Raw genomic sequence first — 25,395 nt, forward strand, 5'->3', positions numbered from 1 at the left:
ACCGCAATACCTTACGCTGAGATTGCGAATGAATCGCATTTGCGTACACTTGTCGACCCGTTTCCGCACACACCACGGCGAAAGACATCCCGGCATGAGCAGGCGCAAGACGACAGGCATCTCCCCCATGCGGGCGCTGGACGTGACGGGCCGAGCCACCGCCGCGGTGTTCGGCGGCTATGCGCTGGCGGCCCTGGTGGCGGCGGCGTGCGCGCGCTGGCTGCCCATGGCGCGTGTCGAGGCGGTGGTCGCCGGCATGCTCGTCTCGTTCGCGGTCTACGCTGCGGTGGCCATTTTCGCGTTCGCCTCGCGCAGCGCGGCACGTGCCTGGATCGGGCTGGCGGCGATCGGCGTACCGCTCGCGGTGGCGCTGGCGGCGTCGCTGCACGGAGCGGCGGCATGAACGGGGTCAACGGTGGCCTGCGCCAGTCGATGGCCTGGCTGCATACCTGGGCGGGCCTGCTCGTCGGCTGGCTGTTGCTGGCGATCTTCGCGACCGGCACCAGCGCGTATTTCCAGGACGAGATCACCCGATGGATGCAGCCGGAGATCACCGGCGTGCGCCAGCCGACGCGCGCCGCGGAAGGCGCGGTGACGTGGCTTACCGCCCACCAGCCCGACGCGGACAGCTGGTCCATCGCCCTGCCCGGCCAGCGCGCCATCGCCTCCACGGTCTACTGGCGGCAGGCGGGTGAAGACCGCAGCGCGGCGCGCGACAACACGCTGACGCTGGACGGCAACGGGCAGCCCGTGGTGTCGCGCCCCACCCTGGGCGGCGCGTTCCTCTATCGCATGCACTTCGACCTGCACTACATGCCGGTGATCTGGGCTCGCTGGGTGGTCGGCTTCTGCGCCATGTTCATGCTGGTGGCCATCGTCAGCGGGGTGATCACGCACAAGAAGATCTTCGCCGACTTCTTCACCCTGCGCTTCGGCAAGGGCCAACGCTCCTGGCTGGACGCGCACAACCTCAGCGCCGTGCTGGCACTGCCGTTCCACCTGATGATCACCTTTACCGGCCTGGTCACGCTGCAATCGCTGTACATGCCCTGGGGCGTGGCGGCGGCGTATCCGAACAAGGCCGCCTACTTCGCCGACGCGTTCGGCAGCGAATCGCCGCCGGTGCGTTCCGGCGAACCCGCGCCGATGGCCTCCCTCGGCGGGATGATCGCCCAGGCGCGGAAGGTGTGGGGCGGCGCGCAGCCGGGCTTCATCGACATCGCCCTGCCGGGCGACCGGCACGGCGTGGTGCGCCTGTTCCGCAGTGGCGGCGACGCCATGGATGCCCGCGAGAAGACCCTGCTTTTCGATGCCGCGACGGGACACATGCATCCGCTGCCGGCCGCCAAGGGGGGCGCGAGCGCGACCGAAAGCACGATGGTGGGCCTGCACGCGGGGCGTTACGCGCCGTACGCGCTGCGCTGGCTGTATTTCCTGTGCAGCCTGGCCGGGACGCTGATGGTGGCGACAGGCCTGGTCCTGTGGACGGCCAAACGGCGCCTCCAGCTCCCCGATCCCGACCGGCCCCATCTCGGCTTCGTACTGGTCGAGCGGCTCAATATCGCCACCGTCGCCGGCCTGCCGCTGGCCTTCGCCTGCCACTTCCTGGCCAACCGGCTATTGCCGGTGCGCATGGACGACCGGGCGACGTGGGAGGTGCATGCCTTCTTCATCGGCTGGGGCGCCGCGCTGTTGATCGCCTGCGTGCAACGGCCGCGGCGCGCCTGGCTGGCGGTGCTCATGCTCGGCGCCGCAGCCTTCGCGGCCCTGCCTGTCGTGGACGAGCTGACCACGGAGCGCGGCTTGCTGCCTAGCCTGGCGCGCGGCGACGGTGTGTTCGTCGGCTTCGACCTGACCATGCTGGCCCTGGCCGCCGCCTTGGGCACCGCCGCGTGGAAGCTGTACAGGCGGCCAGCGGGCGCGAGACGCAAGCACGCGGCGATCGCCGCCGGAGCGGATGCATGATCGCGTTACCGCTGGTGGCCTCGGTACTCGGCTTCGCCCTGCTGTGCCTGGGCATGTCGCGCCACCAGCGCGATCTGTTCGGCCGGTCGCTCCCGGCGGGACGGACGCGTGCGGCGAAGGCTGCCGGCTGGCTGCTGGTGACCGTGGCCTATGCCGGCAGTCTGCTCGCGGAAGGCGCCGCGCTCGGCGCGGTCTATGGCGTCGGCGTGCTGACCTTCGGCGCGGTGGTCGTGGCGCTGACGGTGACGGGCCTGTCGCGGTCCCGGTGAGCTACGCGACCAGAAGGTCTTCGTAGAACGCGCCGATCGGCAGCTCGGGATGCGCGATCTGGATCTCGAGGATCCACAGCCCGGGCACCGGCGCCGCGTCGAAGTTACCCAGGGTGCCCGCCTTGTGCACGGCGTGCGGGTAATCGCCCACGCGGTGGCCCTTGGTCGCGTGGTTGAGGCGCCAGCCCATGGCCTGCGCTTCCCCGCTCAGGTACGCATACAGCGCGACGCCGGTCACGCCGTCGCGCCAGCGCGCCTCGCCCCGGCGGAACAGCTCGCGGGCGGCCTCGGCGCAGGCGTGCTTGAGCGGATCGTCGCCCAGCACGAACGTGTCGCCGACATCGCCTTCGTGGCCGTCGAACACGGGCCCAAGGTCCACGAAGTAGATATCGTCCTCGCCCAGCACCGTGTCCGGCGCCGAACGCTGGCGGAAGGTCTTCAGCGTGTTCTCGCCGAAACGCAGGATGCTCGGATGCCAGATGCGGTCCATGCCGGCCGCCTGCAGGCGCTCCTTCGCCAGCACCGCGGCCTCGGGCTCGGTCATGCCCGGACGGATGTGCGCGGCGATATCGCGCAATGCCGCCCACGAGCGCTCGCGGGCGCTGAGGAGGCGTTCGAGTGCGAAGCGATGGCCGACGTTTTCGGCCGTGGCGACAGGCATGGCGGGTTCGGCTCCGAGGCGGCTGTCAGGAATGCGACGACGGGTGGGTGAGTACCCGCAGCCGTGCGCTGGCACGCACGCGTACCGCCTCGGCGCCGTCGACCCGGGACAGGTATTGGAGCACGTCCTTGCGGGTCGACGGATGGGCCGCGACGGCGAGGCGCACCTGTTCGTTCACGTCATCGGCAAGCAGCCGCAGCAGGTTTTCCGGGGCAACCTTTCGCTGGGCGATGGCGAGGCGGACGGCCGCGTCCGGATCGTTGGCGAGCCGCTCCAGCATCGGCAAGGCCACCTCGCGGTGGGCCGCGATGAACGGTCGCAGGTCCGGCGCGCGCTCGTAGACCTGCGCCCATACCGCGACGGGCACGGCCTCGCTCATGGCGCGCTGGGTGTCTTCGGGATCGTCGCTGCGGCGCAGCCGAATCCATTCATTGGCATCGTCGATCATGTCTTTCCCCCGCCCGCGGATCGGGTCCGCGAGCATCAACCCAGGCGCAGCCGTGCCGCATGGGCGAGCATGGTACGCGCGATCTCCTCCGCCGGCACCTCCCGCGCCAGCGCGCCGGCCTGCCCGGCCCACAACGGCTGGAAATCGCCCCGCCCGGTGGCTTCGGTGGCCGCGCGCAGCGGGGCGAGGGGACCGGCTGCCAGCGGGAACGGCAAGGCATCGGCCGCGAGCGGGCCCAGCTCACGCATGATGCGGTTGACCACGCCGCGCGCCGGACGCCCCGTCAGCACATTGGTGACCACGGTGCCGTCGTCGCGCAGGGCGCGCAGCGCCTCGCGATGCACGGCGGCGGCGGTGGATTCCGGTGCCAGCAGGAAGGCCGTGCCCAGCTGCACGGCCGAGGCACCCAGGCAGAGCGCCGCCGCCATGCCACGGCCATCCGCGATGCCGCCGGCGGCGATCACCGGCACCGGCAGTGCATCGACCATCTGCGGCACCAGGGCCATGGTGCCGGGCTGCGCCGCCATGTCGTGGGTGAGGAAATTGCCGCGATGGCCACCGGCCTCGTAGCCCTGCGCGATCACCGCGTCACAGCCGCGCTCGACGAGCCACCGCCCCTCGGCAACCGTGGTGGCGGTACCGAGCACGATGGCACCGGTGGCCTTCACCCGCCGCAACAGTGCCGCCTCCGGCAGCCCGAAGTGGAAACTCACCACTTCGGGCTTCAGCGCTTCCACCCGTTCGCACAGGGCGGCGTCGAACGGCGCACGTCCCCCTGACGGGAGCGCGGCATCCGGGTGCACGCCGTACTCGGCGAAATACGGCGCCAGCCGCTCCCGCCAGCGACGCGTCTGCGCCTCGTCGGGCGCGACCGGTGTGTGCGCGAAGAAATTGAGGTTGATCGGTGCCGTCACCGCGGCACGGAAGGCGGCAACGTGCTCGCTTATCGTCGCGGGGGAGATCGACGCACAGGGAATCGCGCCCAGCCCGCCGGCCCGGGCGACGGCGATGGCCAGCGCCGCGCCACCTGCACCGGCCATCGGCGCCAGCAGCAGCGGGTGCTCGATGGCGAGCAGGTCGAGCACACGGCGATCGGTCCAGGCGGGCACGGCGGTTCCTCGCGGCATCGGTCAGAGGCTGACCGCGTAAGTGATGAAGAAGCACGCGGCCGTGAGCAGGATCATCGCGGCGATGAAGGCGACATCGGCGATGCGTTCCAGGCGGTGCAGGCGCACCTCGGTTTCCGTCCGCAACGCGAAATACGCGCTGAGCGTGGCGACGAGGAAGAAGATCGCATCGACCGAGAGCAGGTCGTCGGCCCAGCTGTCGGTGCGGCTCACCGCATTGGACACGCGCAGCAGCCCGACGCCAGTCAGGCAGACACCGACCATGGCCGCCGAGATCGTGCAGATCATGCGGCAAGTACCTTCCGCAAGCGGTGTCTGGAAGGATCGGCGCGGCATGGGCTCGGGGTCCCGTGTAGGCAAGAGCGGATATGGTACGCCGATGGGGGTGTTTGGCGCCTTGGGTGTTTGGTGGTGCGTGGGGTGCGTGGGGTGCGTGGGGTGCGTGGGGCGCGTGGGGCGCGGTTGGGCGTGGGATAGGTGAGGGGCGGCTTCTTTGCTTTGTTGGCTTTTCGCGCACATCGTGCGCTCCTACCGTAGGAGCGCACGATGTGCGCGAATGGCACGCCACATGCGCGAATGGCCTACGATGGCCATCGGCTCGGAACGTTATTGCAGCAGCCGGTTGATCGCTTCGATGTCCTTGAGTTCGGCAATGCCGGCGGCGCGCTTGAGTCGCAGCTTGTTGAGGATGAACTGATGGCGCAGTGCGGTGTACTGCGTGCGAATCTCGGCAAGCGTCTGGATCGCCACGACCACGTTGGTCAGGCTCTGCGTGCCGATGTCGTAGCCCGCGCGCATCGACGCCAGCGCCTTCTTGCCCGATTCCACCGCCTCGCGCGCGTCGCCGACCTGGCCGATGCCGGCGGTCACCAGGTTGAAGTAGTTGGTGGTGTCACGCGCCGTCTGTCGACGCAGCGACTCCAGGTCGCCTTCGTCCGCGTCGCGCTGGTGGATCGCCTGGCGCACCTGCGACTGGGTCAGTCCGCCGCTGAACAGCGGTACCGCCAGCACCAGTCCGACCGTGGTGGTACCCGTGCCGTACCCGGCGCCACCGCGCACGCCGTTGCGCCACGCGCCGGCCTTGTCGTAGTTCACGGCGAGGTTGACGGTCGGCAGGTGTCCGCTGCGGGCCGCGGCGATCGCGTGCTCGTCCGCCCGGACCAGGTGGCTGGCCGCCATCACGTCCGGGCTTTGGCGCATGGCCTGTTCCACCCAGGCGTTGGCGTCGTCGGGTGCGGGCGCTTCCATCGGCAGGTCTTCGCGCAGGGCCTTCAGCGTGCCGGGCTCCTTGCCGGTCAGCTGCTGCAACGCACGCCGCGCATCCTTCAGCGAGGTCTCCGCATCCACGCGCGACGACTTGATGTAGAGGTAATACGCGCGCGACTGCGTGAGGTCGGCTTCCGGCGCCAGTCCGTTCTTGAACAGCGTGGTGGCCTGGTCGTACTGCTGCTTATAGGCATCTTCGTACGAGCGGAACACCTCCACCTGGTCCTGCGCCACCAGCACGTCGAAGTAGGCCGTGGTCGCGCGGACGTACAGATCCTGCAGTTCGCCCTGGTATGTCGCGTCCTGGGCCTGGGCCGTCGCGGCCGCCTGCCGCTCCCGCGAGAACTTCGACAGGTCCAGCACCGTCTGGTCGAGGGTCAGGGTCAGGTCGCGTTGCCGGCTGTGCCCGTCCGTGGTGGTGGATGGCGCGGCGTCGCTGCTGGACTGCACGCCGATGTTGCCGGGATGGAACTGCTGCAGCTCGAGCCCGGCGGACAGTTGCGGCAGCAAGGCCGCACGCGCCTGGGGCACGCCTTCGGCCACCACCAGCCGTCGCGCGTCCGCGCTGGCCAGCACCGGATCGTTGGCCACCGCCTCGCGGTAGACGTCCATCAGATCTTCCGCGCCCGCCGTGGCGGGGATGCCACCGGCCAGGGCCAGTATCGCCACAAGAACGCCCGATACGTACCGTGTTTGCATGTCCGCCCTGCCCGCCCTCGAAGATGAGAGGGGCATTTGCAAGCGGTATGCCACGGCGCGCAGACACGGCGAGAAAAACCACGGGCCGGCTTTTCAGACGGCCGGACGGCCTTTTCGCAAGAGCTTGCGCCGGTCGGCGCCCATGTAGCGGCGGCGCCGACCCGTGTCCGCGGACGTTATCGCGCGGACACGGGCGGTCACGGGGAGCGGCCGCGTCAGAAGTTCCAGCGCACGCCCAGGTTCACCGCATCGCTGCGCTGGCGCTTGCCGATATCGGCGTTGTAGTACACGAACGTGCTGGCCTTGGGCGTAATGTCGAAGCTCATGCCCACGCCCGCCTGCCAGTGGTTGCGCACCGGCTCCGAGCCCTGCACCGAGAACGTGCCACCCGGTTCGCCGGCGAAGGCATTGTTGACCGACACCGTGTTGTCGCGGGTGTTGTGCAGGTAGCGAACCATGACGATGGGATGCAGCTTCGTGCCTTCCACGCCCAGGTCCACATCGCCGACCAGGCGCGCACCGACGCCGTACTGCAGGCTGCTGGCGCTGGCGCGGCCCACGCGCAGGTCCGCGTCGCCGGCATTCTTCTCGGTAAAGGCGTCGTACTTGACCTTGCTGTAATACGCGCCGACGAAGGGCTCGAGGTGCATGGCCTGACCGAGGGTGAAGCGGTAGCCGCCTTCCAGCGAGGCGTTGGTGGTTTTGCCGTCGTAGCTGCCCGTGGCCTGCGGCGTGAAGCCGCCCACCGCGATGCGCCGCGAGCTGTCGGCGTTCTGCCAGCCGTACGACGCCAGGCCCTGCGCCCACCACTGCCTGTCGTTGAAGTACAGCGCATGCAGGCCGATCGCCGCCTGGTCGACATCCGTGTAGTCGCCGCGGCGATCCACCTCGGTGCGCGAGTTGGCAACGTTGGCGTGCACGCCCAGGCGCAGGTCCGGCGTCACCGGTGCGTCGGTACCGATCACTACGCCATGGATGCGGTAGTCGGTCTGCGCCACGTCCGCACTGTGGTCGAAGCTGCTGCTGGAGGTATACGGCTCGGCCCAGACGGCCGGACCACGCTCGCCGGTGTCACGCTGGAGCTTCAGGCGGTTGAACACCGTGTCCTGGTACTGGCTCTGGCCCGACAGCTCGGCGTTGGCGGCCGAGGCATAGGTTTCACCCGTGAGCGAATCGAAGGCGCGGATCACCTGCGGCGAGCGCAGCCCGCGCACGTTGCCCAACAGGGTGGACAGCGGGTCGCCACCGGAGACGGCGATCCGTTGCAGGGCCGTGGCCATCGAGCGCTGGTTGGCGCCCAGGCCCGGGAACCGGTCGAACGTGATGCCGCCCGAGCCCAGCCCGCTACCGGCCTGGCTGTAGGTCAGCGCCAGGTTGTTGCCAATCACCTGCCAGCTCGTGTCCAGGAACGGCAGGTTGCTGCCCGTCATGGTGCTGCCGGCATAGCTGCCGGTGATGCCCTGGGACGCGCTGATCACGTTGACCTGGGTGACCGGGCCGAACGATGTGCCGTTGTTCTCCACTGTGACCGTGCCGCCCAGCACCGCCGTGCCGTTGACGACGACGGCATCGGTCACGCCGTTGGCGCCCGTGCGGATATAGGTGCTGGAGCCGGCGCCGAGGGTCAGGCCACCGACCGTCAGCACCGTACCTGGCGTGCCCGTACCCGCGGCCGCACCGGTCGCGCCCGGTACACCGCTGGGCGCCACCGTGCCGTCGACCACCACCGGACCGGTGACGGTACCGCCGCCGATGATCGCGCCGCCCGGGTTGATCGTGGCCGGCCCACCCAGCGTGCCGTTGACCGCGATGGTGCCCGCGACGACCGTGCCGCCCGGGAAATTCACCGTCGTGCCTGCGCCGACCGACAACGTACCGTTGCCCACGTTGAGGTTGTCGATGTTGTTGAATACGCCGCCCGGCAGGGTGGCATCGCCGGAGCCCGTGACGTTCACGGTGGTGCCCGGACCGGTGCCGTTGACGGTGCCGGTCACGGCCGGCAACTGGCCGAAGCCGATGCCGATGGTGCTGCCGCCACCCAGGTTGACCGTGCCGGCGATCGGGCCGGTCACCGTGACCGTGTTGCCCGTACCGCCAAGGTTGATCGTGCCTGCGCCGCCGACCGCGATGCCGCCGTTGTACGGGTTGCTGGCGTTGAGGATGCCGCCGTTGACGGTCAGGCCACCGGTGAAGCCGGCCAGCGAGCCGCCGAGGGTAAGGCTGCCGGTGCCTTCCTTGTCCAGGCCGCCCGTGCCGCTGAGGCTGCCGTTCAAGGTGAGGTCGGCCGGGCCCTGCACGGTGACGCCGTTGCCGCCCACCGTCACGGCATTGCCGAGCGTGACGCCGGTGCTCGCCTGCAGCGTCGCGCCGTCGATGGCCAGACCACCCGTGCCCAGCGCCGTATCGCTGCCAACCACCAGCGTGCCGCCGCCGACCGTGGTACCGCCGGTGTAGGTGTTGTTGCCGGTCAGGGACAAGCGGATCGTGCCTTGCTGCAACAGGCTGCCGGTGCCGGAGATGGCGCCGGCAAGGGTCAGGTCATTGCTGCCGGGCAAGGTCAGCGCGGCGTTGAGCGCGATGTCGTTTGCCAGCGTGGTGACCGCCGTGGTGTCGAGGCTGGCCGCACCGCCGACGGTGAGCGTGCCCGTACCCAGGGCCGCGCCGTTGCCGACACTCAGGCCGCCGGCGTTGAGGGTCACGCCGCCGCTGAAGGTGTTGGTGCCGCCCAGCGAGAGCGTGCCCGTGCCGTTCTTGACCAGGCTGCCGGTGCCGGCGATGGTACTGTCGAGGGTCGCATCGGCATTGCCCGCGAGAGTGAGTGCGTTCGCGCCGAGGTTCACGCTGCTACCGGCCACGCCGTTGAGCGAGCCGATGGTCTGGTTGCCGGCGGCGGCGATGTCGAAGCCGCCGGTGCCGGCCAGGGTGACAGTCCCACCGCTGGCCAGGCTGCCGCCCGCGCCGATCGCCAGCGTGCCGCCGTTGACCGTCGTACCGCCGGTGTAGCTGTTGGCACCCGCCAGGGTGAGCGTCGCGCCACCGTTCTTGGTCAGGCTGCCGGCACCGGTGAGGGCACCGCCGAGCGTCAGGTCGTTGCTGCCCAGCACGGTCAGGCCCGCGTTGAGCGCCACGTCGTTCGCCAGGGTGACGGGGCTGAGCGCATCGAGCGTGCCCGCGCCTGCCACCGTCAGCGCGCCGGTACCGAGCGCCGCGTTATCGTTCACCACCAGGCCGCCGGCGTTGAGGGTGACGCCGCCGCTGAAGGTATTGGCGCCGCCGAGCACCTGGCTACCCGCACCGCTCTTGATCAGGGCGCCGGTACCGGCGATCACGCCGTCATAGGTGCCGTTGCCGACGCCGTTGAGCGTGAGCGTGTTGCCGCCCAGCGTGACATTGCTGCCGGCGACGCCGTTGAGCACACCGATCGCCTGATCGCCACCGCCGGCGATATCGAAGGCGGTGCCCACGTTGGCCAGCGTCACGGCGCCCGTGGGCGACAGGCTGCCACCCGCGCCGATGGCGAGCGTCCCGTTGTTGATCAGCGTACCGCCGGTATACGTGTTGGTCCCGGTGAGCGTTTCGATACCGGTGCCTTCCTTGATCAGCCCACCGGTGCCACCGATGCTTCCGCCGAAGGTACCGTCGGTCGCGCTGCCGACCGTCAGCGTGTTGCCGCCGAGGTTCACGGTGCCGTTGCCCACCAGGGTGCCGAACACCTGCGTGCCGTTGCCGGCCGAGAGGTCGAAGATGGCGCCCGTGGCGAGATTCACCGTACCGGTGTTGAGCAGGCTGGCACCGGCGCCCAGGGCCAGCGTGCCGCTGTTGATGAAGGTGCCGCCGGCATAGGTGTTCGTGCCGTTGAGCGTGAGCGTCGCCGCCCCGTCCTTGGTCAGGCTGCCCGCGCCCGTGAGCGCGCCGTTGAGGATGATGTCATTGCTGCCCGCCACGGTGAGACCCGCGTTGAGCAGCACGTCGTTCGCCAGGGTCACCGCATTGGCGGCATCCAGCGTGGCCGCGCCGCCGACAGTGAGTGCGCCCGTACCGAGCGCGCCATCGTTGCCGACGACCAGGCCGCCGGCGTTGAGGGTGACGCCGCCGCTGAAGCTGCTATTGCCGTTGAGGGTCTGGATGCCGGCGCCGTTCTTCACCAGCCCGCCGCTGCCGGTCAGGCTGCCGCTGAACGTGGCGTCCGTCACACCCGCCAGCGCCAGCGTGTTGCCGCCGAGGGCCACGGTGCTGCCGGCCACGCCACTCAACGAACCGATGGCCTGGTTGCCGGTGGCGGTGATGTCGAACGTGCCGGTGCCGGCGAGGTTCACCGCGCCCGTGCCGGCCAGGCTGCCACCCGCACCGAGCGCCAGCGTGCCGGCATTGATGATCGTGCCACCGGTATACGTGTTGGCCGCGGTGAGCGTGACCGTGGCCGGGCCGTCCTTGATGATGCCGCCCGCACCGGAGATCGCGCCGTCGAGGGTCAGCGCGTTGCTGCCGAGCAGGTCGAGGTTGGCGCCGCCGGCGAGGTCGATGGTGTTGCCCAGCGTCAGCGCGGCACCGGTATCGAGCGAAGCGTTGCCGCCGACGTTCAGTGCACCCGTGCCGAGTGCCGCATCGTTGCCCAGCAGCAGGCCGCCGGCGTTGAGGGCCACGCCGCCGGAGAACGTGCTGGCGCCGCCGAGCGCCTGGATACCCGCGCCGTTCTTCACCACGCTGCCGGTACCCGCGATCAGGCCGTCGTAGACGCTGTTGCCGACGCCGCCGAGCGTGAGCGTGTTGCCGCCGAGGGTCACCGTGCTGCCGGCCACGCCATTGAGCAGGCCGATGGCCTGGTTGCCGCCGGCGGAGATGTCGAAGCCCGTGCCCGGCGCGGCGAGGTTTACCGCACCCGTGGCGGCGAGGCTGCCGCCCGCGCCGATCGCCAGCGTGCCGGCGTTGATCGTCGTGCCGCCCGTGAAGGTGCTGGCGCCGGTCAGCACCTGCGTTCCCGTGCCTTCCTTGATCAGGCCGCCCGTGCCCGCGATCGCCCCGGCGAACACGCCGTTGGTGGGACCGCCGATGGTCAGGGCATTGGCGCCCAGGTTGACCGTACCCGCACCGGTGAGGGTGCCGAAGCTCTGCGTGCCGTTACCCGCCGACAGGTCGAAGATGGCCCCGCTGGCGAGGTTGACGATGCCGCTGCCGGCCAGGCTGGCGCCCGCACCGAGGGCGAGCGTGCCGGCGTTGATGTTGGTGCCGCCGGTGTAGGTGTTGGGGCCGTTCAAGGTGAGCGTGGCCGCGCCTTCCTTGGTCAGGCCGCCGGTTCCGGTGATCGCGCCGTTGAGGGTCAGCGCGTTGCTGCCCAACACGGTGAGGCCGGCATTGAGGGCGATGGCGTTGGCCAGCGACACGGGGCCGTTCGCATCCAGCGTGGCCGCACCGCCGATGGTCACCGCGCCGACGCCGAGCGCGGCATCGTTGCCGACGATCAGGCCGCCGGCATTCACCGTCACGCCTCCACTGAACGTGCTGACGCCGCCGAGGGTCTGCACGCCGGCGCCGACCTTGACCAGGCCACCGTTACCCGAGACGGCACCGTCGAAGACCTGAGCCGTCGCCGTACCGAACTGCAACGTGTTGCCGCCGAGCGCGATGGCGCTGCCGGCCACGCCCGACAGGGCGCCGACCGTCTGGTTGCCCGCGGCCGACACGTCCAGCGTTGCGCCGGCGTTGGCCAGCGTCACCGCGCCGGTGCTCGCCAGGCTGCCACCGGCACCGAGGGCCAGCGTGCCGGCGTTGATCGTGGTGCCACCGGTGTACGTGTTGGCACCTGCAAGCGTGAGCGTCTGCGCACCGTCCTTGCTCAGGCTGCCCGCGCCCGACAGGGCACCGGCCAGCGTCAGCGCCTGGTTGCCCTGCACGGCGAGGTTGGCGCCGGCGGCGAGGCCGATGGTGTTGGCGAGGTTGAGCGCGGCGCTGGTATCCAGCGAGGCATTGGCACCGACGTTCAGCGCGCCCGTACCGAGCGCGCCGTTGTTGCCCAACAGCAGGTTGCCGCCGTTGAGGTTCACGCCACCGCTGAAGGTATTGGCCGTCGCAAGGTTGAGCGTCGCGTTGCCATTCTTGGTCAGGCTGCCCGTGCCGGACACCACGTTGTTGAGCGCCAGGTCCTGGTTGCCCAGCACGGTGAGCGCGCTGCCAGCTCCGAGGTTCACGGCGTTGCCGAGCGCCACCGCGGTCGTGTTGTCCAGCGTCACCGCGCCGCCCACGTTCAACGCACCCGTGCCGAGCGCCCCGCTGTTGCCGAGCACCAGGCCGCCGCCGGTGACGCTGAGGCCGCCGGTAAACGTGTTGGCGTTGCCCAGGGTCAGCACCGACGTACCGCCCTTGGTCAGGCTGCCGTCGCCGGCGACGACACCGGCGAGGGTCACGTCCTGGCTACCGGTCAGTGCCAGCGACGTGCCGCTGCCGAAGTTGACCGCGTTGGCGAGGTTGAGCGCCGTGGTGCTGTCCAGCGTTACCGCGCCACCGACGTTCAGCGCACCCGTACCCAGTGCACCCGCATTGCCGAGCAGCAGGCTGCCCGCGTTGAGGTTGACGCCGCCGCTGAAGGTATTGGCGCCATTGAGCGTCAATTGCGTCGTGCCATTCTTGGTCAGGCTGCCCGTGCCGGACACCACGCCACCCAGGGTGACGGCCTGTGAACCGGGGAGCGTGAGCGTTGCACCGGCCAGGTTCACCGCGTTGGCCAGATCGAGCGCCGCGCTACCGTCCAGCGTCGCATTGCCGCTCACCGTGAGCGGCCCCGTGCCGATGGCGTTGTTGTTGCCGAGCAACAGGCCGCCCGCGTTGAGGTTGACGCCACCACTGAACGTGTTGGCACCCGTGAGCGTCTGCACGCCCGCGCCTGTTTTCACCAGCGACCCGGTGCCGCCGATGACGCCGGCGAACGTCTGGGCGGTGGCGTCGCCGAAGGTGAGCGCATTGCCGCCGAGCGCGATCGTGGTACCGGCCACGCCGGACAGCGCGCCGATGGTCTGGTTGCCCGCCGCCGCGATATCGAACGCCGTGCCGGCATTGGCGAGGGTGACCGCGCCACCGGCAGCCAGCGTACCGCCCGCGCCCAGCGCCAGCGTACCGGCGGCGATGTTGACGCCGCCGGTGAAGCTGTTGGCGCCGGTCAGCGTGAGCGTGGAGGCACCGCTCTTCAGCAGGCTGCCGTTGCCACTCAACACACCACTGAACGTCGCCGGCTGGCCACCGAGCACGTTGAGCGTGGCACCGCTGCCCAGGTTCATGGCATTGGCGAGCGTCAGCGGCACGCTGCCGTCGAGCGTGGTGGATGCATTGACGTTGAGCGCGCCGCTGCCCAGGGCGCCGCTGTTGCCGAGCAACAGGCCACCGCCGTTGACGGTGAGGCCGCCACCAAAGGTGTTGGCGCCGTTCAAGGTCAGCAGCGACGTGCCGGTCTTGACCAGGTTGCCGGAGCCGGAAACGACGCCGCCGAGCACCAGCGGCTGGCCACCCAGCAGGTTGAGCGTACCGCCGGTATTGAGGCTGACGTTGTTAGCCAGGGTCAGTGCCGTCGTGGTATCCAGCGTGACGTTTGCGCCGACGCTCAGCGCGCCGGTGCCGAGCGCACCCGCATTCCCGAGCAGCAGGCCGCCGCCGTTCAACGCCACGCCACCGCTGAAGGTGTTGCCGCCACCGAGCGTCTGCACGCCGGCACCGACCTTCACCAGCCCACCGGTGCCGACCAGCGTGCCCGCGTAGCTGGTGCTCGTGCCGAGGCCACCCGTGGTGAGCGTGGTGCCACCCAGGTTCACCGTGCCGCCCGTACCGGCGAGCGAACCGATCGTCTGATTGGCACCGGCGGAGAGATTGAGCGTGGTGCCGTTCACCAGCGTCACCGCCTGGGTCGGCAGCAGGGTGCCGCCCGCGCCCACGGCGAGCGTGCCGCCGTTGATCGAGAACGAGCCCGACAGCGTGTTGGCCGCGCCCAGGGTCAGCGTGCCCGCGCCCGCCTTGATCACGTTGCCCGCGCCGGACAGTGCGCCGTTGAGCGTGAGTGCCTGCGCACCGTTGAGGGTAAGCGTGGTGCCCCCACCGACGGCCACTGTGTTGGACAGCGTGGTCGCCGCGGACGCGGTGAGCGTGCTGGAGCCGGTGACGTTGACCGCGCCAGTACCGAGTGCCGCGTTGCCGCCGAGCAGGATGCTGCCGCCATTGAGCGTCGTGCCGCCACTGTAGGTGTTGCCGGCGGCGAGGCTCAGCGCGCCCGTGCCGGTTTTGGTCAGCGAGCCGGTGCCGGAAATCGCCCCCGCGAGTCCCAGCGTGTTGGTGCCCTGCACGGTCACGCCGGCTCCTTGCAGGTTGAGCGCCGTGGTGACGCCCAGCCCATTGATGCCAGCTTCGAGTGCCGCGCCCGATACGGTCGCCGTTGCCCCGAGGTTGTCCGCGGTGTTGAGCACCGCCGTGCCGCCAGTCAGGTTGCTGGCGTTGGCCAGGCGACCGACCAGGGTCCAGCGGCCGCCGGTAATGTTGAGGTTTTCGAAATTGATGTACTGCGACGACGTGGCCGTGTTGGCACCGTTGCCGGCGGCACTTTTCAGCGTCAGCGTATCGACACCGGTGCCGCCGTCGACGACACCGGCGGACGCGAAGTTGAGCACGCCCACGCCGAGCAAGTCGGGCACGGACAACGCCACGCCCACGCCGGTGCTGCTGACGCTGGCGGCGGTGTCCGCCACGAAGGTGTCGTTGCCGCCACCGACGTAGACGCTACCCAGGATCTGTCCGTTGTTGATCAACGTGTTGGACGTACCATTGAAGGCGATGCGCCCCTGCACCGTACCGCCCGCGGCATTGGTCATGTTGACGTTGCCCTGGCCCGACGCGACGATCGCCGGTGCATCCACGGCAAGCACGCTCACGCCGACCAGCGGCTTGCCGCCGATGGTGCCGGAGTTGACCAGCGTGGTGGTGCCACCGGCGCCGTTGCGAATGTCCAGTGCTACGCCACCCAGGTCGCCGGCGTTCACCGACGCCACGCCAAACGTGCCGTACATGCCGTTGGTGTTGGTAATCGCGTGGTTGCTGGCGTTGGCGTTGCCGACGATGGTGCCCTTCGACAGCACACTGAGAATGCCGAGGAACGAGGGATCGATCATGCCCGCGTTGTTCAGCGTCACGTTGTTGCCCGAGAGCGTCATCGCGGGCGTGAGCAGGCCGAGCACGGGTGCCACGCGGCCGTCGGAGGTGACGTTCACCGTGAGGTTGTTGGCCGCCGTGTTGAACGGGTTGCCCACGGTCGTGCCGCCCGAGCAGGTCACGGTCACGCCATCAGCGGGTGAGCCCGGCGCGCAATCCGCCCACACCTGCTGGCTGACCAGGCCCAGGAGGGTCGAGGCGAAGGCAAGGCCGATGCCCTTGCTGATCGGATGACGACGGACAGATTTCACGCGGCGCTTGCTCATGACATTCCTCATAAGCACGCGCGTCATCCGCCTGGCGGACGATCGCGCGCACTTCAGCGACGGCGCCGGAAACATTCCGGGCCGTGGTGGACATCCGATCGATGACGTCCGCAAAACCTGCATGCGCAGGCGTTTGCTTTCGGGCGCAAGCCTAAGCGCCGGCATCGACGCTCCGATGCACAAATCTGGCGGTGGCTTTCCGGGTGCTTTCCAGGGAAGTGTCGGGAAAATCGACGATTCGGCAAACAGTGGACAAATGCGGCAACCGCGATTCGTCTTTACGACGGTTTACGCGTAAGTAGTCTTACTTAGAAAAGCGCTTTATTTATGCGTTTATATCGTGCTTACAGGTTGATGCCATGCGGCGTCAGACTCACTTGCGTGAAGGGCGATGCCCTACATGTTCGCGCAACGATTTCTTGCCGGATAACGCTTGCGATTATCCGTGGCGCGGAGCGCGTTTCACCGAAAAGGCGTGACGCGCTCTGCGCGGTTTTTCTCAAACGTGCACGCCTGCGGGAAGGAACGACCGCAGAAAGCGAGACAGCGTTTCGAGGTGCCCGGCGCCCGCGATAGCCCCGATGTAGCCGTCCGGCCTGATAAGGAACCCGTCGCCGTCGCATGCCGCGTAGGCCGACTGGAACACGCCGTCGCTGTCGCGCAGTTCGTGATCCGTGCCGACGTGATGAACATCGACGCCGGCAGGCCATGATGCGGTTTCCTCGTCGCTGTTGGAGATCATCAGTGTCCAGTGCCGGCCCTGCGTGAGTTCGAACAGGCGCTTGCGTGTGCCGTGCCGGGTGGTGAACCAGGCGTCGGGCGCACGATCGCCCGCACGAGGGCCGTACTGCCTTGACGGGGATTCGTAGCGCAACGGACTGGACGCGTAGCCGATGTCCAGCTGGCGGGTCTCGCGACCACGTCGCATGTCACCCTGCCTCGCGGCATCGAGCAGACGCGTGGACAAGCCCAGCATCTCTTCCGCGATGGGGCGTCGTTCGTCCTCGTAGCTGTCGAGCAGCGCGTCCGCTGCGCCATCGCATACGGCTGCCAGTTTCCAGCCCAGGTTGTAGGCATCCTGGATGCTCGTGTTGAGACCCTGTCCACCGGTGGGTGGATGCACATGCGCCGCATCGCCGACCAGGAACACGTCGCCACTGCGGTAATGCGTGGCAAGCCGCGCACTCATGCGGTACACCGATACCCACGCGACATCGTCGACACGCAGGTCGGAGCCGCCGGTGCGTTCGTCTATCAGCGCCTGCACGCTGGCCACGTCGGTGTCGATGTCGCCCTCCGCCGCCACCGGCGCCTGCAACTGGATCAGGTCGGTGCCCTGCAGCGGGCAAAGCGCGAGTTGCCGGGACATGTCGCCGTCGTTGAAGCGATGCCAGTAACGCCGGTCCAGCCCATGCATTCGCAGGTCCGCAACCATGGCGCGAGCACCCAGCGTCTTGCCGGGAAAGTCGATGCCCAGCAATCCGCGTACCGTGCTGCGCCCGCCGTCGGCACCGACCAGGTAGCGGCACGTAAGCGCGCTTGCTCCGGCGGGCGTGCGCAGGCCCACGCGTATGGCATCGGCCTGGATCACGTCCGTGACCTCGGTATGCCATTCCACGGCGCCGCCCAGTTCGCCAAGCCGCTCGCGCAGGATCGCTTCGGTGCGCGACTGCATCACCATCCAGGGCGCGCCGTAGGGCTCCGTTGCCGTCGCCTCGGCTGTTGCGATGACCTGCTCTTCCCGCCCACCGTCCGCGTCGTGAATCCATTGGCTGGGATAGGGCCCGCCCGCCGCCAGGATGGGATCGACGACGCCCAGGTCCGCGAAGATCTCGAGCGTGCGTGGCTGGATGCCCTTGCCGCGCGACCCTTCGAATGCCCCGGCACGGCGATCGACGATACGATAGGACACGCTGCGGCGGGCCAGTTCGATAGCGAGGGTGAGTCCCGCTGGGCCGGCGCCCGCGATCACCACGTGCGTTTGGACAGACATGCTCGACTCCTATTGTGTGCACAATGCACATATTAGGGGCGAGTCTACGGCGACGGATTACTAAGTGCAAGATACACATAAAAAGGCGACGTTCCGCGAGCTGCACATGGCGATGGTCGCCCTGGTCGGGGTGATGAACCGCCCCCAGCGCGACGAGCAGCTGCTCGCCGCGGCGGGCGTCAGCCTCGATCGCGCGCTGTTTCCCCTGCTGGTGCTGGCAGGCCGCTTCGGTCCGATCGCCGTGGGCGAACTGGCCGATCGCGTCGGCCGCGATTACACGACCGTCAGTCGTCAGTTGGCCAAACTGGAATCCCTCGGGCTGATCGTGCGTCAGCCCGGGCAGAAAGACCGTCGCGTCACCGAAGCCACCACCACCCCGGCAGGCGTGGCCATGAACGCCGCCATCGATACGGCCCGCGAACGCATGGCGCGCCAGATCTTCGATCGCTGGGAGGATGCGGATGTCGACACGTTGACCCGCCTTCTTTCCCGGTTCGCGCGGGAACTGGAGGCCGTGGACCCGGCGCTCCACCTGCGCGACGACTGAGCACCGCCGCTCACCGGATCGCCACGGGCTCGCCAGTACAACCGGGGAAATGCGGTTCCCCACCGCCGGAGACCGCGATCTTGAACGAAACCCTGGATGTGGCGATCGTCGGCGCCGGTGCCGCGGGCGTGGGCGCGGCGCGCCGCCTTGCGACATCGGGCCGGAACGTCCTGCTGGTCGAGGCATCGTCGCGCATCGGCGGACGCGCCTTCACTGTCGAGATCGATGGCCTGCCGCTCGACCTGGGCTGCGGATGGCTGCATTCAGCGGATCGCAACCCGTGGACCACGATCGCCGACGAAGCCGGCATCGCCGTGGATCGCCACAATCCGCCCTGGGGTCGCTCGATCCCCCGACCCGGGTTTTCCGTGCAGGAGCAGGAAGAAGCCCGCGCCGCCTACGACCAGTGGCACGACCGGATCATGGATACGCCTTTGCCGAGCGACGTCGCCGCGGATCATCTCGTCCCGGGGGGCCGATGGAATGCCTACCTGCAGGCGATGAGCGGCTTCATCAACGGGGCCGACCTGGAGAAGTTGTCCATCGCCGACTACGCGCGTTACGAAGGCGCGGCCACGGGCGAGAACTGGCGGCCGGTTTGCGGCTACGGATCGCTGGTCGCGGCGTCCCTGCCGATGGACACGCCCTGCGCGCTGTCCACTCCAGTGGAGCGCTTGGTGTTGCCCGATACCGGCGGCGTGACGCTGGGCACACCGCACGGCGACCTGCATGCCCGCGCCGTGATCCTGACCGCCTCCACCGCGGTACTGAGCGGTCCCACGATCCGCCTGCCCGACGCCCTCGATCCCTGGCGCGAGGCGGCCGGACGGTTGCCGCTAGGTCACGACGAAAAGGTCTTCCTGCGCATCCTCGACGACAGCGCGTTTCCGTCCGAACAGCACGCCATCGGCAACCCGCGCGATGCGGCCACGGTGTCGTACCACATACGCCCGCTGGGACGACCGATGATCGAGTGTTTCCTCGGCGGTGCGAGCGCGCGGCAGCTGGCCGAGGAAGGGGTGATCGCCGCGTACGAACATGTCATGGCGGAACTCGTCGCGCTGTTCGGGCGGAAAGCGCGTGACAGCCTGCGGCTGCTGACCACCTCACAGTGGCGGCACGACACGCGCATCGGTGGTGCGTACAGTCACGCGCTGCCGCAGTGGTCGTCAGCACGACGGACCCTGGCGATGCCGTTTCAGGAGCGGGTGTTCTTTGCTGGCGAAGCGACGCACGAGAGCGCGTTTTCGACGGCGCATGGGGCGTATCTGAGTGGGGTTCGGGCGGCGGAGGAGGTGCTGGCTGCCATCGACATCACATGACGGACAACGTCGCCTGGGCTGCCGAACGTTCGGTCACGTGTGGCTGTCGCTTATTGACCAAGCGAAGCCTCGATCGGCGTATCCCCATCGATGAACCGCAGCGTCTTCCCCACGGCTGTGTCACCTTTCAGCACGCTGGCGATAGCCCAGGCCACATTGGCACGGGACGTCTTGTCGCCGGCGGACGACGGGCCCTCCACCAGGTCGATCCGTCCTGAAGCGTCGTCGCTCGTCAATGTGCCGGGCCCCAGGATGGTCCAGCGCAATGATGTGGTACGCAGATAGGCATCTGCCGCGGCTTTGGCCTGCGCGTAGGCATAAAACCCATTGTCCGGTTCGACGTGGTCGATGCCTGCACCGATGTACGAGACCATGACGAAGCGTTTCACGTCCGCCCGTACCGCAGCATCCATCGTGCGAATGGCCGCATCGCGGTCCACAGCATAGGTGCGCTCGGAGCTACCGCCGCCGGCACCGGCCGACCAGACGACGGCGTCGCAGCCCTCCAGCACGGCGACGATGGCATCAGTGTCGGCATGTTCGATATCGCATACCGAAGGTTGCGCACCCAGCGCGGAAATATCTGCCGCGTGGTCAGGGTTGCGGACTAACGCGCGCACATCGTGATGCGCAGCGGCGAGCCGGGGGATGAGCAGCAGCGCGACCTTGCCGTGGCCGCCGACGATGGCAATGCGGTTCATGGGATTTCCCAGCAGTGGTTTGCGCGGAATATAGCGACTGGGCTGTTGGGGTGCCGTCTAGGCACCACCCTCCAGGAGGGCGAAGCATTCGGTTTACGATAGCGACCTTCGGGGGGAACGATGGAAAAGACGATGAGAGCAAGCGTGCGCAGCGATATCCGTTTCGCCATGCGTATGGCGATCCTTATCCTCGTCACGCATGCCGTGGCCTATCTCATCCACGAATACGCACATACCACGATGGCATGGATGCTCGGCTACATGACCAACCCGTTGGCGCTGGACTACCGCGGGCTCACGCCGGCGAATGTCATCCTGCTGTCCGACGTCGACGACAACGTGGCGTACGATGCCGTGTTCGCCGGCGGGCATGGGTCAGCCGCCGCAGCGATCGCCCTCGCCGGCCCCTTCATCGGTAATGCGCTGCTTTATGTGTGCCTGTATGCCGCGTGCAGGCATCGCGCAACCGGGCGGATGGCTGCTGCCACGTTCTGGCTCTTGTTGATGTGTGCCGGCAACGTCTGGAGCTACGTACCCATTCGGGCACTGGCGACGCACGCGGACATTGCACTGGCCGTACGTGGTTTGCAGATCGGCACCGTGGCCTTGTTCCCGCTGCTGATGGTTCCATCGATGCTTCTGGTCGGACACTTCTTCGCGAAGGCCTGCCCGCTGTTCATACGCACCATCGCGCAGGGCAACCCGGCACGAGTACTGCTTATGATCGCGATGACTAACACGTGGTTCTTCGTGTTCTTTGGAGGCGCGGGCATGTCAGGAAGCTACGGCACGGCGGCACAGGTCTTCTCCATCGTGTCTGAAATTGTGTTGCTTCCTATCGCCCTTGCAGTCCTCTGGCATCAATGCGTGGCTGACGTCGACGCCTGAAGCAACGCTCCCGCGACATGCGCAGCGTCGTGGTAGTCCGCATGCTTCACTTGCGTTCGACAAAGGTGAACGAGAAATATGCGATGCAGCGTCGGACAACGAAACCCTGCAGACGTTGAAACATCGCCCGATTAAGGCTTATTTCTGCGACTTCCGTCGCACGAACTAACTGTGCTGTATTCCGCACCTAATTAGCCAAAACACATTTTTTGTGCGGTATATGGCACGAAACAACGTGAACCACGTCTCACAAAGCCGACTACGCAGTTAATGGAAATACCAGATCTGCCGGATTTGCATCAAGAAGCCTGCGCGTGTGCCGTCAGAGGAGAACACTTTTAGGACTGCTCATGACAATCAAACTCAAGATCACGCTGGTCATGGCTTTTTCACTCTTCGTCGCGTTACTCCTGGGTGGTACCGGGTTGGCATCGTTGTTGAGCATGAAAAGCCGGATGTCGGATCTCTACAACGATTCGATGGTGTCGATCATGGATGCGACGCGGATACGGGCTCGCACACTCGAGATACATGTTGCGACGAGCCGAGCCTTCCTGCGTATGAATGCAGAGTCCGTCGACCAGGCGGAAAAAATGCTGGTCGCCAACACGGCACTCGTCGATGCGGCATGGCGCGATTACTACCCCGCCCACACGTCCGAGGCCGACGAAATCGCACTGGCCAAGCAGTTCATCGTTCATCAGCAGACGGAAAGGCAACTCACGGCCAAGACACTTGCCGCCATCAAGGCCAAGGACGTGGCCGGTGCGAAGGAATTGCTGACCGGCCCGCTCGGCGCGGCCTACGATGCCGAAATGGCGGACATCGATCAGATCGTCAAGAGTGAGAAAAAGCAGGCTACGGCGTCCTACGATGCTGCCGTCGTCGCCGTCCATCGCACCGCGGTGTTCATGTTCTCCGTGGCGTTCCTCGGGGTTATCCTCGTGGCTATCGTTGGCGTAAAGCTCACGCGTGCCGTCATGCGTCCCCTGCTTCGCGCTCGCGAACTGGCCACTCGCATCAGCGAGGGCGAACTGGATCACCGGCTGCAAGTGTCCGGCAAGGACGAGCTAAGCGACACGCTGCGTGCGCTCTCCGTCATGGACGCCAAGCTGTCGTCCATCGTTTCCGGCGTGCGCGAGAGTGCCTCCCAGGTGAACCAGGCGGCCCGCGATATCTCCGAAGGCAACGACGACCTGTCCGCGCGTACGCAGGAACAGGCATCCTCCCTGGAAGAAACGGCGGCATCGATGGAAGAAATGGCCGCGGCCGTCAAGCAGAATGCCGAGAGCGCCGAAGCCGCCCGTACGATCTCGCGCGGACTGCGCGAAGACGCCCTGGCGGGCAGCGATGTCGCCGGCGATGCCGTGCAAGCCATGGAACAGATTACTCAGGCCAGCCGGCAGATCGGCGAGATTGCCGTGTTGATCGATGAAATCGCCTTCCAGACCAACCTGCTGTCGCTCAACGCCGCAGTGGAAGCGGCGCGTGCTGGCGAGCAAGGTCGTGGCTTCGCTGTCGTCGCGTCCGAGGTACGTTCCCTGGCCCAGCGAAGCGCTGGCGCCGCGAAGGAAATCAAGGCGCTGATCGGAAGCACGGCGGAACGGGTGGAAGCGGGTGCCGCGCTGGTCGGCAAGACGGGTGAGGCACTGACCAAGATCCAGGGCGGCGCATCGCGTGTCGCCGAGATCGTCAGCGAGATTGCCGCGGCGTCGCAGCAGCAATCGGCAGGCGTCGAGCAGGTGAACCAGGCCGTGGTGGATCTGGACGATGTCACCCAGCGCAATGCGGCACTGGTGGAAGAGGCGAGTGCGGCCAGCCGACATTCGCTGGAACTGTCGGACGAGTTGATCAGGCAGGTGTCGTTCTTCCGAGTCGCCGACGCGGCAAAGGCCGGCAGCAAGGCATCGGCCGTGTCGCCCGCGCCGGCACCCCCGGCCGTGGCCGTGGCCGCACCGGCGCGTCCTGTCGCTGCCGTCCTTGCCGCTGCATCCCCAACCAAATCCCCTGCACGGCAGCCCGTGGAGAAGAAGGAGCTGGAGTCGGCGTGGCGGGAGTTCTGAGTCGACCCGGCTGTCGGAATGAACCGGCGTCAGTCGAAGAAGATGCCGCGCGGTAACTCACACGCGCGGCATCAGCAACGCAGACAGGCGATCCGGCACGCCCGGTACACGACGCAATGCCGGGTAGCGCGGTCCACCGTGATAATCGAGCATGCCATGACGGATCTTGCCGTCTCGCTCGAAGTCGAACGAGACGGGCTGCCGCACGGACGCGGCAAGGGCCGACGACAGCGCATCCGCGGTGAACGCCGTGCCGTTCACCTGCGTGATACGCACACCCGGTGCCATGCCTGCCTTGAATGCAGGGCCGTCCCATACCACGCCACGGACCAGGCCCTTGTCGTCCACCGACAAACCGAGCGAGTAACCGAGGTTGGACACACCCTCCGCCGCTTCGTCTTCGATGAAGCTGGCCGAGGGTGTCTGCACGTAGACCAGTTCCCAGCCTAGACCACGCAGGCCGTCCAGTACCCGGGAGTCCTTCGCGTGCAAGCGCTCGTCGAGAAATGCCTTCCAGTCCATCGGCGCCTGTCGTGCAAGCGCCTGGCTGACGTCGTCGAGGGTATACGTGGACGTGCCTGCATCCTTGGAAGAGACCGCGAAGAAATCGCGAGCGAAATCGTCGATGCCCCTGTGACCCTGCGAAGCGTCTTGCATGCGAGCATGCACATCGAGCCACAGCAGTACGCCTTCGGCGTAGTAATCCTTGCGCCGTTGCCACTCGGGCCACACGTTGGTGCGCCCACTGACATACAGCGGGTCGTTGGTCGTGTCCTGCAGATCCTTCCAGGTTCGGCCTAGATGCGCCTGCACGGATGCGGCATCCATCGCCAGTTTATCCCGTGTCTGCTGCAGCGTACGCATGCCGCTGCGCGCTGCCAGCACGCGGCCCCAAAACTCCGTTTGACCTTCATGGACCCACAGCAGGCTGTTGCGGGTGGGCACGTTGGGCGTCGCCAACCACGCATCCGCCGGCAGCCGCCAGCGACCGTTCCAGGCATGCACGTGCTCATGCGCGATAAGGTCGCGATTGTTGAGTTGGGCTTCGGGATGGCGCAGGTAGTCCGCAGGCAGATAGATTTCGGCGGATGAGGCGTGTTCGATGCCACCGGCCGAGAATGCATCGTCCAGCAGCACCAACGCATCGAAGCGAGCGTACGGAGCCCGCCCGAACACCGCCGAGGTTTCCGTTACCAATCGCTTCAACGCGGCTTCGTCATCGGGCGCCATAGCCAGATCCGCTGGATCCGTCGACATCAGGTCGAGCTGGACGGTGGGGGTTCCCGCCGTCAACGGCACGCGGCGGAGGTACCGGGCAGCGAACACGGGCGCGTCCAGCAGCGTCTCCATGGCGATTGGCGCGAACTGTACGTCGCCACCGTCTTGCGAGCGCACCGGTAACGCGGAGGCAATCTGCAGGCCATCGGGTACGGCAAGCGCGGCCTGAACCGGGATGTTCCTGGCAAACCAGCCGGCCGGATAGATCATCAGGTGCTGCCAGGCGATATTGACCAGATCGTCGCGAAGCAAAGCGTCATCGACGCGGGTGATGTACTGAAAATCCACCTCGAGGTGCCGCGCATGCGCCGGAATCACCACGTGGAATGCGTGCATGTCGATAGCGTCGCGTTCCCAGTCGAGCGTCTTCCCGTCGGCCTGTATCGTCAAGCCGGCCATGCTGGCCGCCGAGATGGTGTGCCCATGACTGGATAGTTCCCACTCCGGATACAGCAGGGTGACTGCGCCAGTGGCCTGCACCGGAATGACCTCGTGCACGCGGAAGACCTTGTGCGCGGTGTCACGCGCGTCCACGGACACGTCGATCTGTCCCTTGAACGCATGGTCGACGGGCAGAGGGATGGTGGATGGAGGCGTCGCAGGCATGGCATGGAGGCCTGCGGCCAGCGCAAGCATCGGCAAGCCGGTGGCCCAGCCCAACCTTGCGCGTCGCGCCGGTTCGCGTACGGCGTGCTGCATTACCGGGTGACCGGTACCGCGAC

The 25,395-nt window shown here is 67.6% G+C and carries 17 protein-coding genes; 8 read left to right on the plus strand and 9 right to left on the minus strand.

The annotated features are described in order from the left end of the window. Window positions 1–94 precede the first annotated feature (94 nt). Genes ACVKN3_RS06655 through ACVKN3_RS06665 form a run of 3 tightly spaced genes read left to right on the plus strand, consistent with a single transcriptional unit; the run spans window position 95 to window position 2,234 of the window. On the plus strand, window positions 95–403 hold the full coding sequence (locus ACVKN3_RS06655; protein ID WP_354515746.1) for a DUF3649 domain-containing protein: 309 nt from the start codon (window positions 95–97) through the stop codon (window positions 401–403). Continuing rightward, the gene (locus ACVKN3_RS06660) at window positions 400–1,965 is read left to right on the plus strand and encodes a PepSY-associated TM helix domain-containing protein (RefSeq protein WP_285405005.1); all 1,566 of its coding nucleotides are present in this window, start codon (window positions 400–402) and stop codon (window positions 1,963–1,965) included. Before ACVKN3_RS06655 ends, ACVKN3_RS06660 begins: the two co-directional genes overlap by 4 nt. Continuing rightward, the gene (locus ACVKN3_RS06665) at window positions 1,962–2,234 is read left to right on the plus strand and encodes a DUF3325 domain-containing protein (protein ID WP_354515744.1); all 273 of its coding nucleotides are present in this window, start codon (window positions 1,962–1,964) and stop codon (window positions 2,232–2,234) included. The genes ACVKN3_RS06660 and ACVKN3_RS06665 overlap by 4 nt, the downstream gene beginning before the upstream one ends. Before the next feature lies 1 nt (window position 2,235). On the opposite strand, the gene ACVKN3_RS06670 is transcribed toward ACVKN3_RS06665, so the two are convergent. From ACVKN3_RS06670 to ACVKN3_RS06695, 6 genes are all read right to left on the minus strand, one after another. Further along, window positions 2,236–2,895 carry a M24 family metallopeptidase gene (locus ACVKN3_RS06670; RefSeq protein ID WP_354515742.1) on the minus strand — a complete coding sequence of 220 codons (660 nt, stop codon included), beginning with the start codon at window positions 2,893–2,895 and terminating at the stop codon, window positions 2,236–2,238. A gap of 25 nt (window positions 2,896–2,920) precedes the next feature. After that, the gene (locus ACVKN3_RS06675; protein WP_354515740.1) at window positions 2,921–3,343 is read right to left on the minus strand and encodes a hypothetical protein; all 423 of its coding nucleotides are present in this window, start codon (window positions 3,341–3,343) and stop codon (window positions 2,921–2,923) included. A gap of 35 nt (window positions 3,344–3,378) precedes the next feature. Beyond that, window positions 3,379–4,452, minus strand: a complete 1,074-nt coding sequence (locus tag ACVKN3_RS06680) for an NAD(P)H-dependent flavin oxidoreductase (RefSeq protein ID WP_285404999.1) — start codon at window positions 4,450–4,452, stop codon at window positions 3,379–3,381. A gap of 21 nt (window positions 4,453–4,473) precedes the next feature. Continuing rightward, on the minus strand, window positions 4,474–4,758 hold the full coding sequence (locus tag ACVKN3_RS06685) for a hypothetical protein (RefSeq protein ID WP_285404997.1): 285 nt from the start codon (window positions 4,756–4,758) through the stop codon (window positions 4,474–4,476). Window positions 4,759–5,076: 318 nt separating this feature from the next. Further along, window positions 5,077–6,435: a TolC family outer membrane protein gene (locus ACVKN3_RS06690; RefSeq protein WP_354515738.1), complete on the minus strand. Its 1,359-nt coding sequence runs from the start codon at window positions 6,433–6,435 to the stop codon at window positions 5,077–5,079. A 215-nt stretch (window positions 6,436–6,650) separates the two neighbouring features. Next, window positions 6,651–15,881 (minus strand): autotransporter-associated beta strand repeat-containing protein, encoded by a 9,231-nt coding sequence (locus ACVKN3_RS06695; RefSeq protein WP_354515736.1) that lies wholly within the window; start codon window positions 15,879–15,881, stop codon window positions 6,651–6,653. Between ACVKN3_RS06695 and ACVKN3_RS06700 the strand changes: the two genes are divergently transcribed. Then, window positions 15,880–16,179, plus strand: a complete 300-nt coding sequence (locus ACVKN3_RS06700; protein ID WP_354515734.1) for a hypothetical protein — start codon at window positions 15,880–15,882, stop codon at window positions 16,177–16,179. The two genes, ACVKN3_RS06695 and ACVKN3_RS06700, sit on opposite strands and share 2 nt — an antisense overlap. Window positions 16,180–16,380: 201 nt before the next feature. Here the strand turns inward: ACVKN3_RS06700 and ACVKN3_RS06705 are convergent, their stop codons facing one another. Beyond that, window positions 16,381–17,874: an FAD-dependent monooxygenase gene (locus ACVKN3_RS06705; RefSeq protein WP_354515733.1), complete on the minus strand. Its 1,494-nt coding sequence runs from the start codon at window positions 17,872–17,874 to the stop codon at window positions 16,381–16,383. A 64-nt stretch (window positions 17,875–17,938) separates the two neighbouring features. Here ACVKN3_RS06705 and ACVKN3_RS06710 point away from each other — a divergent pair, with 64 nt between their 5' ends. Together ACVKN3_RS06710 and ACVKN3_RS06715 are read left to right on the plus strand one after the other, a co-directional pair. After that, window positions 17,939–18,421: a MarR family winged helix-turn-helix transcriptional regulator gene (locus ACVKN3_RS06710; protein ID WP_036138629.1), complete on the plus strand. Its 483-nt coding sequence runs from the start codon at window positions 17,939–17,941 to the stop codon at window positions 18,419–18,421. An 80-nt stretch (window positions 18,422–18,501) separates the two neighbouring features. Next, a complete protein-coding gene (locus tag ACVKN3_RS06715; RefSeq protein WP_354515730.1) occupies window positions 18,502–19,743 on the plus strand; it encodes a flavin monoamine oxidase family protein in 1,242 nt (413 codons plus the stop codon). A gap of 50 nt (window positions 19,744–19,793) precedes the next feature. Here ACVKN3_RS06715 and ACVKN3_RS06720 read toward each other — a convergent pair whose 3' ends face one another. Continuing rightward, window positions 19,794–20,444 (minus strand): SDR family oxidoreductase, encoded by a 651-nt coding sequence (locus ACVKN3_RS06720; protein WP_354515728.1) that lies wholly within the window; start codon window positions 20,442–20,444, stop codon window positions 19,794–19,796. 120 nt (window positions 20,445–20,564) lie between these two features. Here ACVKN3_RS06720 and ACVKN3_RS06725 point away from each other — a divergent pair, with 120 nt between their 5' ends. Further along, window positions 20,565–21,332, plus strand: a complete 768-nt coding sequence (locus tag ACVKN3_RS06725) for a hypothetical protein (protein ID WP_354515726.1) — start codon at window positions 20,565–20,567, stop codon at window positions 21,330–21,332. Window positions 21,333–21,682: 350 nt separating this feature from the next. Then, window positions 21,683–23,395, plus strand: coding sequence for a methyl-accepting chemotaxis protein (locus ACVKN3_RS06730; RefSeq protein WP_354515724.1), 1,713 nt, complete (start codon window positions 21,683–21,685; stop codon window positions 23,393–23,395). 57 nt (window positions 23,396–23,452) lie between these two features. Here the strand turns inward: ACVKN3_RS06730 and ACVKN3_RS06735 are convergent, their stop codons facing one another. Further along, complete coding sequence (locus tag ACVKN3_RS06735) at window positions 23,453–25,279, minus strand: M61 family metallopeptidase (protein ID WP_354515722.1); 1,827 nt, start codon at window positions 25,277–25,279, stop codon at window positions 23,453–23,455. Window positions 25,280–25,395: the final 116 nt, after the last annotated feature.

The organism is Luteibacter sp. PvP120 (genome assembly GCF_054055715.1).

Excerpts from the sequence above, each read along its gene's own strand:
- ACVKN3_RS06685 (WP_285404997.1), bottom strand. The coding sequence starts at position 4,758 with ATGATCTGCACGATCTCGGCGGCCATGGTCGGTGTCTGCCTGACTGGC.
- ACVKN3_RS06665 (WP_354515744.1), top strand. The coding sequence starts at position 1,962 with ATGATCGCGTTACCGCTGGTGGCCTCGGTACTCGGCTTCGCCCTGCTG.
- ACVKN3_RS06675 (WP_354515740.1), bottom strand. The coding sequence starts at position 3,343 with ATGATCGACGATGCCAATGAATGGATTCGGCTGCGCCGCAGCGACGAT.
- ACVKN3_RS06690 (WP_354515738.1), bottom strand. The coding sequence starts at position 6,435 with ATGCAAACACGGTACGTATCGGGCGTTCTTGTGGCGATACTGGCCCTG.
- ACVKN3_RS06720 (WP_354515728.1), bottom strand. The coding sequence starts at position 20,444 with ATGAACCGCATTGCCATCGTCGGCGGCCACGGCAAGGTCGCGCTGCTG.
- ACVKN3_RS06735 (WP_354515722.1), bottom strand. The coding sequence starts at position 25,279 with ATGCCTGCGACGCCTCCATCCACCATCCCTCTGCCCGTCGACCATGCG.
- ACVKN3_RS06695 (WP_354515736.1), bottom strand. The coding sequence starts at position 15,881 with ATGAGCAAGCGCCGCGTGAAATCTGTCCGTCGTCATCCGATCAGCAAG.
- ACVKN3_RS06660 (WP_285405005.1), top strand. The coding sequence starts at position 400 with ATGAACGGGGTCAACGGTGGCCTGCGCCAGTCGATGGCCTGGCTGCAT.
- ACVKN3_RS06670 (WP_354515742.1), bottom strand. The coding sequence starts at position 2,895 with ATGCCTGTCGCCACGGCCGAAAACGTCGGCCATCGCTTCGCACTCGAA.
- ACVKN3_RS06730 (WP_354515724.1), top strand. The coding sequence starts at position 21,683 with ATGACAATCAAACTCAAGATCACGCTGGTCATGGCTTTTTCACTCTTC.
- ACVKN3_RS06705 (WP_354515733.1), bottom strand. The coding sequence starts at position 17,874 with ATGTCTGTCCAAACGCACGTGGTGATCGCGGGCGCCGGCCCAGCGGGA.
- ACVKN3_RS06700 (WP_354515734.1), top strand. The coding sequence starts at position 15,880 with ATGACATTCCTCATAAGCACGCGCGTCATCCGCCTGGCGGACGATCGC.
- ACVKN3_RS06725 (WP_354515726.1), top strand. The coding sequence starts at position 20,565 with ATGGAAAAGACGATGAGAGCAAGCGTGCGCAGCGATATCCGTTTCGCC.
- ACVKN3_RS06655 (WP_354515746.1), top strand. The coding sequence starts at position 95 with ATGAGCAGGCGCAAGACGACAGGCATCTCCCCCATGCGGGCGCTGGAC.